Here is a 12,764-nt window from a genome sequence, read left to right as displayed (position 1 = left end):
CCATGCTGGAGCGTTCACGGCGTATCGCCGAAGGCGTGGCTGCGGCCGTTTTCGCCCTGCTGTTTCTGGTGTTCGTGGTGCAGGTCAGCATGCGCTTCCTGTTCAACCGGCCGCTGGCCTGGTCGGACGAGCTGATCGTGGTGCTATACATCCTGATGGTGTTCTGGAGCGCGGCCACGCTGCTCAAGGAAAAGGAGCATGTCATGCTGGACCTGGTCTATGCCGCCCTGCCGCCCGGCGGGCAGCGCATTTTCGGCCTGATTGGCGCTGCCCTGACGGGCGGGCTGCTGCTGTGGCTGCTGCCCGAGGCGTTTGACTATGTGCGCTTCATGCACCGCGAGAAAACGCCGGTGCTGGACATTCCCTTTTCCTATGTGTTTGCGCCCTTCGTGCTGTTCGTGGCCGTTATCGGCGTTCAATACATCGTCAAGTTTGTCCGTTTGCTCGGACGCAACTGGAAGGAGCAGCTATGAGCCAGGCTTTGATGGTTTTGCTCGGCATGCTGGTCGTGACGCTGGTGCTGCGCCTGCCGATCGGCTTTGGCATGCTGATCAGTGGCGTGTCCTACCTGGTGTTCAAGCGCCAGGACCTGGGGCTGGTGGCCGAGCAGGTGCTCAACGGCCTGTACAACAGCTACATTTTGCTGGCCGTGCCGCTGTTCATCTTTGCGGCGTCGGTCATGAACTCGGGCACCGTCAGCGAGCGGCTGTTTGACTTTGCGCTGGCCATCGTCGGCCGCGTGCGCGGCGGGCTGGCGCACGTCAACATCATCGTCAGCGTGATCTTCTCGGGCATGAGCGGCAGCGCCATTGCCGACGCGGCCGGGCCGGGCATCGTGAGCATCCGCATGATGCAGAAAAACGGCTACAGCGCCGAATTTGCCGGCGCGCTGACGGCGGCGTCATCGACCATCGGCCCGATCATTCCGCCGTCGATTCCGCTGGTGATCTATGCCATGGTGTCGGGCGCGTCGGTGGGGGCGCTGTTCCTGGGCGGCGTCATTCCCGGCCTGCTGATGGCCGTGGCGCTGATGCTGGGGGTGCAGTTCGTCGCCGTCAAGCGCAACCTGCCGCGCGGCGAGAAGATTGCGCTCAATGCCTATCCGCGCATCCTGCTGCGCGGCATCTTGCCGCTTACCCTGCCGGTGGTGCTGCTCGGCGGCATCTACACCGGCATTTTCACGCCGACCGAAGCTGCGTCGGTGGCCGCGCTGTACGCGCTGTTCCTGGCGAGCATCGTCTACCGGGCGCTGAGTTGGAAGCGGCTGTACGAGATTCTGGTCGAATCGTCCAAGGCCAGCGCGTCGGTCACGCTGATCATTGCCTCGGCCTTTGTCATCAACTATGCCTTCACGGCCGAGAATGTTCCCGGGCTGGTGGCGGCATGGCTGACCGGCATGGAGTTGTCGCCGCTGGGCTTTTTGCTGCTGGTGAACGTGCTGTTCCTGGTGCTCGGCTGCTTTCTGGACACCTCCATCATGCTGCTGGTGCTGGTGCCCATCCTGCTGCCGACCGCCAAGCTGCTGGGCATCGACCTAGTGCATCTGGGCGTGGTGCTGGCCGTGAACATGATGATCGGGCTGGTCACGCCGCCGTTCGGCATGTTGCTGTTCGTGATCAACGCGCTGGCCGGCGTGTCGCTCAAGGGCATGATCCGGGAAGCCTGGCTGTTCATCGGCGTGCTGCTGGTGTCGCTGGTGCTGATGACGGTGTTTCCGCAGATCGTGCTGTGGCTGCCGAACCTGATGGGTTACGGAGGCACATGATGGCGGCCGAACCTTGCTGCGTGGTCTGCGTCGCCAGCTGGAATGCCGACCTGATTTCGCGTGTGGCGCGCCCCATCGCGCGCGGCGAGACGCTGATGGCCAGCGCCTTCAGCATCAGCCCCGGCGGCAAGGGCAGCAATGCCGCCGTGGCCGCAGCGCGCCAGGGCGCCCGCGTGGCGCTGATCGCGCGCATCGGCGACGACGACTTCGGCCGCATGGGCATGGACCTGTGGAACGCCGAAGGCATTGCGACCGGGCATGTCGAGTGCGCGCTTGGAGAGCGCAGCGGCGTGGCGCAAATATGGGTGTACGACGACGGCGACAACAGCATTGCCGTGTATCCGGGCGCGGGCGCTGGCCTGGGCGCAAGGCATGCGCAGGCGGCGGCGGAACTGCTGGCGCATTGCCGGGTCGTGATTGCGTCGTGCGAAGTGCCGGTCGAGGTCACGCTTGCCGCCTTTCGGCTGGCGCGGCAGGCCAATGCCATCACCGTGCTCAATCCCGCGCCCGCGCGGCCGCTGCCCGAGGAACTGCTGGCGCTGGTCGATGTGCTGACGCCCAATGAAAGCGAACTGTTTGATCTGGCTGGACCCGGCTGCGCGGGGTCTGTCGATGCGGCCGCTGCGCTGCTGATGGCGCGAGGCACGCGCAGCGTTCTGGTCACGCTGGGCGCGGCGGGATGCCGGCTTTACCAGCGCGGCCAGGCGCCTGTCGATCTGGCGGGCCGCGCCATGCCGGTGGCCGACACCATAGGCGCCGGCGACACCTTCACCGGCACGCTGGCAGCTGCCCTGGCGCGTGGCGAGGCGCTGCCGGGGGCGATGCAGTGGGCCAACGCGGCCGCCGCGCTGTCGGTGACGCGGCATGGGGCCATCACCGGCATTCCGACGCAAGCCGAAGTGGCGGCCCTGCTGGCTTGAACCGCAGCGGCTTGAAAGCGTTCAGCTTTCGGTTTCAGCCTTTTTCAGGATGACGTAAATCTGGTCCTTGAGCTGCAGCTTTTCCTTCTTCAGCACTTCGATCTCCTCGGACGTGGCCGGCTCGATGCGCGACTCCATGTTCAAAATCTGCTGGTCCACGGCGTTGTGCTCGTCGAACAGCCGGGTGAAATGGGCGTCGGTGGTTTTCAGTTGCGTGATGAGGTCGCGGTATTCGGGAAACATAAAAAAAACTCCTGATAAAAACAACCCGCGCCCGGCCCATTGAAAAGAAGGGCCGCAAACGCGAGGTGTGGCAACTATAAGCGGCCACTGGGCTGGCGCTTGCAGTGCTTGTTCCCCTGCGCATGAAGGGCGATCACCGGCTTGCTTCAGCGGGCGGGTATCACCTGAAAAACATGATTTCAGGTAAAAAAGATCGTTTCCGCAATACCCGCTTGTGCAAGCAGCTATTTATTCAATAGCGGGTTGCGGGTCGTCCGCCAGTCCGGTCTGGCGCGCCGGTGATTTTTTGCAATACACCTGCCCGCCCGCCCCGGCGTTTACTTTGTGCCGCGAATCCGGGTGAGTTCCTTCTGCGTTTCGTTCCACAGGTCCATGCCGACTTCGGTGCCGATCTGGGCATACACGCCGGTCAGCTTGTTGCGCATGCGCTCGGCTTCTGCAGGCGAGAGTTCATTGACCAGCATGCCCTTGGCCTTGAGTTCGGCCATGGCTTTGGATGCTTCCTCACGCGTATCCTTGCGCTCGTAGTCGCGGCTGGTCTTGGCGGCGTCCATCAACACCTTCTGCTCGGCCTTGGACAACTGGTCCCACCACTTCTTGCTGACCAGCACGATCCACGGGCTGTAGACGTGGTTGGTGACGGTTAGGTACTTCTGCACTTCATAGAACTTGCTCGACAAAATCGTGTTGTACGGATTTTCCTGCCCGTCCACCGTCTTGGTTTCCAGCGCGCCGAAGAGTTCGGAAAAGGCCATCGGAATGGCGTTGGCGCCCAGCGTCTTGAAGCTGTTCAGAAACACGTTGTTCTGCATGACGCGCAGCTTGATGCCGTCCATGTCCTCGACCTTGGTGACCGGGCGCTTGCTGTTGGTCAGGTTGCGAAAACCGTTTTCCCAGTAGACCAGGCCGACCAGGCCTTTTTCCTGCAGCTTGTCCTTGATCTTGTCGCCAATCGGGCCGTCGAGCAGCGTGTCGGCTTCCCTGGTGTTGCTGATCAGGAAGGGCGTGTCCCACAGCGCCATTTCCTTGGTGATGCCGACCAGCGTGGCGGTCGAGCCGACCATCATTTCCTGCGCACCGCCAATCAAGGCCTGCTGCATCTGCGTGTCCGGGCCGAGCGCGGCGGCGCCGATGGCGCGCACCTTCATCTTGCCGCCCGAGGCTTTTTCAACCGCCTCGGCAAACACCTTGGCGGCGCGGCCCTGGTTGCTGGCTTCGTTCAGGCCGTAGCCGAAACGGATCAGGCGCGGCTTGATGTCCTGCGCCAGCGCGGAAAACGAGGCGGCGAGCGTCGCAGCGGCGGCGGCAGCGATAACGGTTCGACGAATAAATGTCATGGTGAAGTCTCCTGGAGTTATGGGAAAAGTGGGAACGTTGAGAAAATTGGAAAAGGTTCAGCGCATCCACGCGACGGGCGCGGTGACGATCTGGGGGAACAGCACGAAAATGAACAGGATCAGCGTGTAGGTGATCAAAAACGGATTCACGCCGCGTATCACCTGGTGCAGCGGCATGCGGCCCACGCCAGCCACCACGTTGAGCACCGTGCCGACCGGCGGCGTGATCAGGCCGATGGCGCCATTGAGCACGAACATCAGGCCGAAATACACCGGGTCGATGCCGGCCTTCACCGCAATCGGCAGCATCACCGGCGCAAAGATCAGGATGGTCGGCGTCAGGTCGAGCGCGGTGCCGACGATGACCAGCACGACCATCATCACCGCCATCAGCAGGCGCGGGCTGTCCACCAGCGGGCCGAGCCAGCCGGTCAGCGTGCTGGGCAGGTCGGCCAGCGTGATCATGTAGCTGGCGACCTGCGCGCCGGCGCACAGGAACATCACGATGGCGGTGGTCTTGGCGGCGCGCACCAGCACGCCATGCACCTCGGGCAGCTTCATTTCGCGGTGTACGAACAGGGCGATGAACAGCGCGTAGAACGCCGCCACCACGGCCGCTTCGGTCGGCGTGAAGAGGCCGGTCTTCATGCCGCCGATGATGATGATCGGCATCAACAGCGCCCAGAAGGCCTTGGCGGTGGCGCGCAGGCGTTCCTTCATTGGCAGCGGCTGGCCCTCGGGCAGGTCGGTGTTGCGCAGCACCAGCTTCCAGGCCACGATCAGGCCCACGCCCATGATGATGCCCGGCACGATGCCGGCCAGGAACAGCGACGAGATCGAGGTGTTGGTGGTCACGCCGTAGATCACGAAGGGCAGCGACGGCGGAATGATGGGCGCGATGATGCCGCCCGAGGCGACCAGCCCGGCCGAGGTGTGCATCGGGTAGCCCTGCCTGCGCATCATGGGCAGCAGGATGGTCGCCAGCGCGGCGGTGTCGGCCAGCGCCGAGCCGCTCATGCTGGCCATCAGCACCGACGCGCCAATCGCCACATAGCCGAGGCCGCCGCGAATGTGGCCGACCCAGGCCTGCGCCATGGCGATGATGCGCTGGCTGATGCCGCCCGAGTTCATCAGCTCGCCGGCCAGGATGAAGAAGGGCACGGCCAGCAGCGGAAAGCTGTCCACCCCGGCGACCAGGTTCTGCGCCAGCAGCTGGGTGTCCCAGAAGTCCAGCACCCAGGCCATGCCGGCGCCGGTCAGCACCAGCGCCAGGCCCATGTTCATGCCGATGCCCATGAGCGCCAGCATGCCGACGGAGAAAACGATAAAAGCGAGGCCTTCGTTGCTCATTTTTTTACTCGACTTCCACGTTGTGGCCAAGGTCCAGCGGCGTGCGCTGGAAGATCTCGAAAAGCGCCATCAGGCCGATGGCCACGGCGCACAAAAAGGCCGGCAGCGGCAGCAGCGCCGTCGAATAGCCGAGCACCACCGAATGGCTGCCATAACCGACCACCACCTGTTGCCAGGCGCCCCAGCCGATCAACGCGCAGGCCAGCAGCACCAGCAGGCGGATGAAAAGCGTCATGCCCAGGAACAGCGCGGGCCGGTCTTTCAGCATGCCGACCAGGCTGGTGAAGGCCATGTGCTCGCCGGCCGGATAGGCGGCGGTGGCGCCGATAAACACCATCCAGACAAACAGCAGGCGCGACAGTTCTTCGCTCGCCGGCAGGCCGCTGCCAAAGCCGTAGCGCAGCACGATGTTGACAAACACCGCCACGGCCATCACGCCCAGGCAGATGGCCAGCAGCGTGTTGCTGATGCGCTGGAAGCGGCTTTTGGGCGCTTCGATCAGGATTTCATTGCTCATGCCTGCTCCTTGCTAGCGCCCAGCCATGCCGTGACCTCGGCCTGCAACTGGGCCAGCGATTTGAGCGCGTCAACGCGCAGCACGCCCGGCTCGCCCGTGGGATTTTCAAGCGTGGCGAACTGGCTGTCCACCAGCGTGGTCGAGAAAAAATGCTCGGCGGCGCGCGCGGCCACCCTGGCCTGCGCCTCTTCGCGGCTGATGTCGAGGAAGACGAAGCGCAGGCCGGGCGCGGCCTGGCGCAGGCGCTCGCGGTAGGAAAGTTTCAGCGCCGAGCAGGTCAGCACCAGGCCTTCGGGATGGCCGCGCAGCTGATCACCCAGCACGCCCAGCCAGCCGTCGCGGTCGGCGTCCGTCAGGGCGATGCCCTGGCTCATCTTGGCGCGGCTGGCCGGGCTGTGGAAGTCATCGCCTTCGACCAGCGCCAGGCCGGTGGCCTGCGCCACGGCCGCGCCCAGGCTGGACTTGCCGCAACCGGCCACACCCATGATCACGAGGGAATCTGTCATTTGTCAAAGCCTTGGATAGCGCTGTCCTGTTGAGTCGAAATAAAAGGCGACTGCCGGGACAACCCTGTTCTAAAAAGCCGCCGATCAGGGCGTCTCAGGGATTGTCCGGCTGGCGGTCACCGTTGGATAGCGCTATCCTATGCGAGTATCAGCCCCCTTCTCTCAGTAGTTTCCCTAGGATTCATGACCGCAACCCGCCTTCGCCCCCGCGCCACCGGCCGCGTCACCCTGGCCGACGTGGCGCAGGCCGCCGGCGTCAGCCCCATCACCGTGTCGCGCGCTTTGCGTGGCGAACGCGCCGTCGATCCGGTGCTGGTCGAGCGGGTCCGCGCGGCGGCGCGCACGCTGGGCTATGTGCCCGACCCGGCGGCGCGCGCGCTGGCGTCGCAGCGCAGCGCGCATGTCACAGTGCTGATCCCGATGCTGTCGAATGCACTGTTCGTCGATGTGTTTGAGGCGGTGCAGCGCAGCCTGCGCCCGGCCGGCTACCAGACGCTGATGGGCGTGACGCACTACAACCTGGACGAAGAGGAGTTGCTGCTGCGCGAGCAACTGCTGCAGCGCCCGGCCGGCCTGCTGGTGACCGGCCTGGAGCGCAGCGACGCGGCGCGGGCACTGATCGCGCAAAGCCGCGTGCCCTGCGTGCATCTGATGGAAATGTCGGGCGCGCCCGGCGTGTACAGCGTCGGCTTTTCGCAGCTGGAAGCCGGCGCCGAGATGACCCGGCACCTGCTGGGGCGCGGCCGGCGGCGCATTGCCTTTGCCGCCGCGCAGCTCGATGCGCGCACGCTGCAGCGGCTGGGTGGCTGGCGCCGCGAACTGGGGGCGGCCGGCCTGCACGACGCGGCACTGGAATGGCTGGACCCGGCGCCCTCGTCCATCGCGCTGGGCGCGCAGATGTTCGAACGGATCATGCGCGAGCAGCCCGGCGTGGACGCGGTGTTCTTCTGCAACGACGACCTGGCGCAGGGCGCGCTGCTGGCGGCGCTGCGCCTGGGCATTGCCGTGCCGCAGCGCGTGGCCGTGGCCGGTTTCAACGACCTGACCGGCAGCGACCAGATGCTGCCAACGCTGACCACGGTGCGCACGCCGCGCGCCGACATCGGCATGGCGGCGGCGCGCATGCTGCTGTCGCTGATGAACGGCGACACCGTGGCCGCGCCGTGCGTCGATCTGGGCTACGAACTGGTGGTGCGGGCGAGCACCTGAAACCGCCGCAATGCTATTGAAATGATAGCTCTTTGCGCCCGCCCACTTTGCGCAAACGACTGATTTGGCTTAAAACTTGATCGCAATGTCAAGCACCGACGGCCCGGCGCTGCCGCCAATCAGCGAGCGCGTGGCGTCGCCGGTGGTGTTGCGGTACAGCGTGGCCGCGCCGGTGGTCAGTGACACGGTGTAGAGCGTGTACGGGCCGGTGGCGCCCGTTCGTAAGGCGGCAAGCACCAGGCCGTTGGCGCCGCCGGCAATGTCCATCGACGCCGCGCCGGCGAACGGCACGCTCAGTGCGCCGACGTTGACCAGCGTGCCGTCGTTCGGCGGGTTTTGCCGGGCCAGCACGGCGCTGGCGGCGTCCAGGTCATAGAGCTCGGTGCCGCGCGCGCCGGCAAAGCTGTTGCTGTAGGCGCCGCCAGCCACCACGGGCGCTGCGCCTGCGCGGTTGATGGCGCCGTCGGTCGTGGTTGCGCCGGTGTCGGCATTGATGCGCAGATTCAGCCCGCTGTCGCTGACCACGCGCAGGCGGTCGGCCACCGGGTTGAAGTCCACCGCGAAGCGTGCCGCATTGCCCAGGCCGGTATAGGGCAGCGTGGTGTCGGCGGCGTCCGTGCTGAGCGTGGCAACCACGGTGCTGGCGCCGGTATCGGCATCCACGGTCAGCAGGCGCGCAGTGCTGGTCAGCGCATAGAGCTTGCCGTTGGCGGGACGGAAGTCAATACCCAGCACTGACTCGCCCGTGACCAGGCCGCTGACCGGCACGCTGGCCGTTAGCGTGGTGGGCGTGGCCGGGTCAAAGCTGGCCAGGCGGCTGCCTTCGGTTAGCGCATAGACCTTGACCGTCGTGGGCTGCATCAGCGCCAGGCCCGCCAGTGCCTCGCCGCTGCCGATGGTGCCAATGCGAACCGCCGCACTGCCTGCCGCCAGCGGCACGGTGTACAGCGCCGTGCTGCCGCCGCTGGTCAGGGCGGCATAAGCGGTGTTGCTGCGCGCGTCGATGTCAAAGCCGTTGGCGCCGGTGAACGTGCTGCCCAGCGCGATCGGCGCGGTCAGCGTGCCGTTGTTGGGCGGGTCTTGCAGGTAGACCTGGCCAGCGGCAGCGTCCAGGCTGAAAAGCTGGGTCGTGGCCGTGCCGGCGACGGCGTTGGTGTAGGCGGCTGCGGTGATCGCGGCCGCCGGGCCGTTGACCACGCCGTCGGTGGTGGTAGCGCCGGTCGTGACGTCGATGCGCAGGTTCAGGCCGCTGTCGCTGATGACACGCAGCCGGTCGGCGACCGGGTTGAAGTCCACGCCAAACTGGCTGCCCGTGAGCGCGGTGTAAGGGTTGTCGTCGCCCGTGGCCGCTGTCAGCGCGGCCTTTAAGGTGGCCACGCCGGTGGCCGCATCGAGTGTGTACAGCCGCGCCTGGCTGCTCAGCGCATACAGCAGCCCGTCGGCCGGGCGCATGTCCAGGCCGACCAGCTTTTCATCGGGGCGAAGGCCGGACACCGCGATGGAGCCCTTGAGCGTGGCGGGCGTTGCCCGGTCGAACGACAGCACATTGCCGGACACCGTCAGCGCCACAGTGTCGCCGACAGCCACGGGAACGGGCGCTGGCGTGGGGGTGGCATTGTCGTCATCGCCGCCGCAGGCGGCAAGGGCGGCGGCGGCCAGCAGGGCCGGGACAAAGAAAGCGCGGGAAGTTTGCATGGTGAGGCTCCTAAAAAGGTTGAAAGGCGGTGGCGTTTGGGCACGCCACCTGAGTCCTACCCGTGAGGCCTGGATTTGGATGCACCTGTCCGGGCGGCATTACTTCCCGTTACCAGTGCTGCCACAAGCCCGTCGAATTTCACAGGGCCGCGAAAGTGAAAAACAGGTCCGCTATTCGGGTTAATACGCAGGACCGCAAGACGGGTTGAATCCAACAATGGCTATGCAGTTTCATTCATAGGCAAGGCATCGTTGGGTGCCATTACCCAAGGAGCTTTCTTCATGCAAAAGGTGTTGCACATCAACCCCGAAAAATGCACTGGCTGCCTGCAGTGCGAGATGGCGTGTTCGTTTGAGAACTACGGCGTTTTCGCCCCCGCCAAGTCGCGCATCAAGGTGTTCGACTTCCACGACACCGGCAAGAAGGTGCCCTACACCTGCACCCAGTGCGACGAGGCCTGGTGCCTGCACGCCTGCCCGGTCGAGGCCATCACCGTTGACAAGGCGACCGGCGCCAAGGTGGTCAACGAATCGACCTGCGTCGGCTGCAAGGTCTGCACCATCGCCTGCCCGTTCGGCACCATCAACTATGTGCAGGAAACGGGCAAGGTGCAAAAGTGCGACCTGTGCGGCGGCGAGCCGGCCTGCGCCGAAGCCTGCCCGACAGCGGCCATCACCTTCATCGACGCCAACTGGACCGGCCTGGGCCGGATGCAGCAATGGGCCGACAAGCTGGGCAACCAGCCTTCGGCCAGTTAAGGAGCCACGAACATGTCATGGGCTGGAAAAATCCTCCGCGTCAACCTGACGCTTGGTACCGTCACCGCCGAACCGCTGAACATGGACTGGGCGCGCAGCTACCTGGGCTCGCGCGGGCTGGGCAGCAAATACCTGGTGTCCGAAGTCGATCCGAAAGTCGATCCGCTGTCGGAGGGCAACAAGATCATCTGGGCCACCGGGCCGCTGACCGGCACCATGGCCTCGACCGGCGGGCGCTACACCGTCATCACCAAGAGCCCGCTGACCGGCGCCATCGCCTGCTCCAATTCGGGCGGCTACTGGGGCGCCGAGCTGAAAATGGCCGGCTGGGACATGGTGATCTTCGAAGGCAAGTCGCCGACGCCGGTCTACCTCTACATCAACGACGACACGGCCGAGCTGCGCGACGCAAGCCACCTCTGGGGCAAAAGCGTCTGGGAGACCGAGCCGCTGATCAAGAAGAGCCTGCAGGACCCGCAGATCCGCGTGTCGTGCATCGGCAAGGCCGGTGAAAACGGCGTGCTGTATGCGGCCGTGGTCAACGACCTGCACCGCGCCGCCGGCCGCTCGGGCGTGGGCACGGTGATGGGCAGCAAGAACCTCAAGGCGATTGCCGTGCGCGGCACCAGGGGCGTGGGCAACATCCGCGACCCGAAAGCCTTCATGAAGGTGACCTACGAGAAGAAAAAAATCCTGCACGACAACGCCGTCACCGGCCAGGGCCTGCCGACCTACGGCACGCAGGTGCTGATGAACGTCATCAACGAAGTCGGCGGCCTGCCCACGCGCAACCACCAGGATGTGCAGTTCGAGGGCGCGAAAGACATCTCGGCCGAAGCCATGGCCACGCCGCGCGAAACCGACGGCAAGGCGCAGCTGCTGACCAACCAGGCCTGCTTCGGCTGCACGATTGCCTGCGGGCGCATCAGCAAGATGGACAAGGGCCATTTCACCGTGGCCAACAAGCCGCAGTACTGGGGCGCATCGGGCGGGCTGGAATACGAAGCCGCCTGGGCGCTGGGCGCGGCCAACGGCGTGAAGGACCTGGAAACGCTGCAATACGTGACCATGCTGTGCAACGAGGAAGGCATCGACCCGATCAGCTTTGGCGCCACGCTGGGCGCGGTGATGGAGCTGTATGAAATGGGCGTGCTGACCAAGGAGCAGCTCGGCATCGAGGCACCCTTTGGTTCGGCCCAGGCGCTGGCCTTTCTGGCCGAGGAAACCATCCACGGCCGGGGCTTTGGCAAGGAAATCGGCCAGGGTTCCAAGCGCCTGACGGCCCGGTACGGCCACCCGGATTTGTCGATGTCGTCCAAGAGCCAGGAGTTTCCGGCCTACGACGGCCGCGCCATCCAGGGCATCGGCCTGGCCTATGCCACGTCCAACCGGGGCGGCTGCCATCTGCGCGGCTACACCATCGCCTCCGAAGTGCTGGGCATTCCGGTCAAGACCGATCCGCTCGAGCACGAAGGCAAGCCCGAACTGGTGAAAGCCTTCCAGGATGCGACGGCGGCGTTCGACTCGGCCGGGATCTGCGTGTTCACCTCGTTTGCCTGGGGCCTGGCCGATGTGGCGCCGCAGATTCAGGCCGCCTGCGGCGAGGAGTTCACGACCGAGGAACTGGAGAAAATCGGCGAGCGCATCTGGAACATGGAGCGCGAGTTCAACAACGCCGCGGGCTTCACCAAGGCCGACGATTCGCTGCCCAAACGCCTGCTGACGGAAGCCGCCAAGACCGGCCCGGCCAAGGGCAAGGTCAACATGCTGGCCGAGATGTTGCCCAAGTACTATGCCGCGCGCGGCTGGGATGCCGAAGGCGTGCCGACGGCTGAAACCCGCCAACGGCTGAGCTTGTGACCCCCACGCTTGTCGCTGCGCGTACTGCGCTGCCCCCCGAGGGGGCCGCTGCCCTTGCAGGGCGCCACGCTGCCAGAGGCAGCGCATCTGCAGGCTGTCCAATCCCGCGCAGGCGGGCTCGGAGCCGCAGCCTGCAGCCTGCGGCCCGGCAAAGCCGGTTCCGCGGCCCCTGATGGCAGGGAAGGGCCGCCCCCACACCTGTCGCTTAGCCTTGCGTCGCAACTACGCCCTTTTTATCGTCGGAGACACAGATTCCATGACCCACCACGTCATCCTCGGCGCCGGCCCGGCCGGTGTGATTGCTGCCGAAACCATTCGCAAGCACGCGCCGCAAGACACCATCACGCTGGTCGGCGACGAGGCCGAGCCGCCGTACTCGCGCATGGCGATTCCTTACCTGCTGATGGGCAACATCGACGAGGCGGGCACCTACCTGCGCAAAACGCCGTCGCATTTTGCTGATTCAAGGATAAATCAGCTGTTTGCGCACGCTGTGTCTGTGGATATAGCTATTAAAAGCGTAGCACTCAGCACGGGCGAAAACCTCAGTTACGACCGGCTTTTGATCGCCACCGGCTCCCGCCCCGCCCCCCCCCCCCCTCC

General features: G+C 65.3%; 12 protein-coding genes and 1 pseudogene. 7 read left to right on the top strand and 6 right to left on the bottom strand.

Going from position 1 to position 12,764, the window contains the following annotated elements; all coding sequences use genetic code 11:
* Positions 1–2: 2 nt before the first annotated feature.
* The 3 genes from EC86_RS0116185 to EC86_RS0116175 are packed head-to-tail and all read left to right on the top strand — an operon-like array spanning position 3 to position 2,685.
* On the top strand, positions 3–473 hold the full coding sequence (locus tag EC86_RS0116185; protein WP_051675992.1) for a TRAP transporter small permease: 471 nt from the start codon (positions 3–5) through the stop codon (positions 471–473).
* The gene (locus tag EC86_RS0116180) at positions 470–1,765 is read left to right on the top strand and encodes a TRAP transporter large permease (protein WP_029526805.1); all 1,296 of its coding nucleotides are present in this window, start codon (positions 470–472) and stop codon (positions 1,763–1,765) included. Before EC86_RS0116185 ends, EC86_RS0116180 begins: the two co-directional genes overlap by 4 nt.
* Positions 1,765–2,685, top strand: a complete 921-nt coding sequence (locus tag EC86_RS0116175) for a ribokinase (RefSeq protein ID WP_156955339.1) — start codon at positions 1,765–1,767, stop codon at positions 2,683–2,685. The genes EC86_RS0116180 and EC86_RS0116175 overlap by 1 nt, the downstream gene beginning before the upstream one ends.
* A 21-nt stretch (positions 2,686–2,706) precedes the next feature.
* Here EC86_RS0116175 and EC86_RS0116170 read toward each other — a convergent pair whose 3' ends face one another.
* The 5 genes from EC86_RS0116170 to EC86_RS0116150 form a co-directional block, all read right to left on the bottom strand.
* The gene (locus EC86_RS0116170; protein ID WP_029526801.1) at positions 2,707–2,928 is read right to left on the bottom strand and encodes an HP1242/YdcH family protein; all 222 of its coding nucleotides are present in this window, start codon (positions 2,926–2,928) and stop codon (positions 2,707–2,709) included.
* Positions 2,929–3,245: 317 nt separating this feature from the next.
* Positions 3,246–4,265, bottom strand: coding sequence for a TRAP transporter substrate-binding protein (locus EC86_RS0116165; RefSeq protein WP_029526799.1), 1,020 nt, complete (start codon positions 4,263–4,265; stop codon positions 3,246–3,248).
* A 57-nt stretch (positions 4,266–4,322) separates the two neighbouring features.
* Positions 4,323–5,615: a TRAP transporter large permease gene (locus EC86_RS0116160; RefSeq protein ID WP_029526796.1), complete on the bottom strand. Its 1,293-nt coding sequence runs from the start codon at positions 5,613–5,615 to the stop codon at positions 4,323–4,325.
* Positions 5,616–5,619: 4 nt separating this feature from the next.
* A complete protein-coding gene (locus EC86_RS0116155; protein WP_029526795.1) occupies positions 5,620–6,132 on the bottom strand; it encodes a TRAP transporter small permease subunit in 513 nt (170 codons plus the stop codon).
* Positions 6,129–6,638: a gluconokinase gene (locus EC86_RS0116150; protein ID WP_029526794.1), complete on the bottom strand. Its 510-nt coding sequence runs from the start codon at positions 6,636–6,638 to the stop codon at positions 6,129–6,131. Before EC86_RS0116150 ends, EC86_RS0116155 begins: the two co-directional genes overlap by 4 nt.
* Before the next feature lie 183 nt (positions 6,639–6,821).
* Here EC86_RS0116150 and gntR point away from each other — a divergent pair, with 183 nt between their 5' ends.
* The gene (gntR, locus tag EC86_RS0116145) at positions 6,822–7,847 is read left to right on the top strand and encodes an HTH-type transcriptional regulator GntR (RefSeq protein ID WP_029526793.1); all 1,026 of its coding nucleotides are present in this window, start codon (positions 6,822–6,824) and stop codon (positions 7,845–7,847) included.
* A 69-nt stretch (positions 7,848–7,916) separates the two neighbouring features.
* Here the strand turns inward: gntR and EC86_RS0116140 are convergent, their stop codons facing one another.
* The gene (locus EC86_RS0116140; RefSeq protein WP_051675990.1) at positions 7,917–9,542 is read right to left on the bottom strand and encodes a DUF4394 domain-containing protein; all 1,626 of its coding nucleotides are present in this window, start codon (positions 9,540–9,542) and stop codon (positions 7,917–7,919) included.
* Between the two features lie 282 nt (positions 9,543–9,824).
* Here EC86_RS0116140 and EC86_RS0116135 point away from each other — a divergent pair, with 282 nt between their 5' ends.
* From EC86_RS0116135 to EC86_RS29970, 3 genes and pseudogenes are all read left to right on the top strand, one after another.
* Complete coding sequence (locus tag EC86_RS0116135) at positions 9,825–10,301, top strand: 4Fe-4S dicluster domain-containing protein (RefSeq protein WP_029526791.1); 477 nt, start codon at positions 9,825–9,827, stop codon at positions 10,299–10,301.
* 12 nt (positions 10,302–10,313) lie between these two features.
* Positions 10,314–12,161: an aldehyde ferredoxin oxidoreductase family protein gene (locus EC86_RS0116130; protein ID WP_029526790.1), complete on the top strand. Its 1,848-nt coding sequence runs from the start codon at positions 10,314–10,316 to the stop codon at positions 12,159–12,161.
* A 256-nt stretch (positions 12,162–12,417) separates the two neighbouring features.
* A pseudogene (locus tag EC86_RS29970) lies at positions 12,418–12,764 on the top strand (FAD-dependent oxidoreductase); the annotation flags it as partial.

Origin of the sequence: Polaromonas glacialis (genome assembly GCF_000709345.1) — a bacterium.
GTDB lineage: Bacteria > Pseudomonadota > Gammaproteobacteria > Burkholderiales > Burkholderiaceae_C > Polaromonas > Polaromonas glacialis.
Note: the sequence above shows the minus strand (reverse complement) of the source record. Positions and strands in the feature narration are given on the sequence as shown.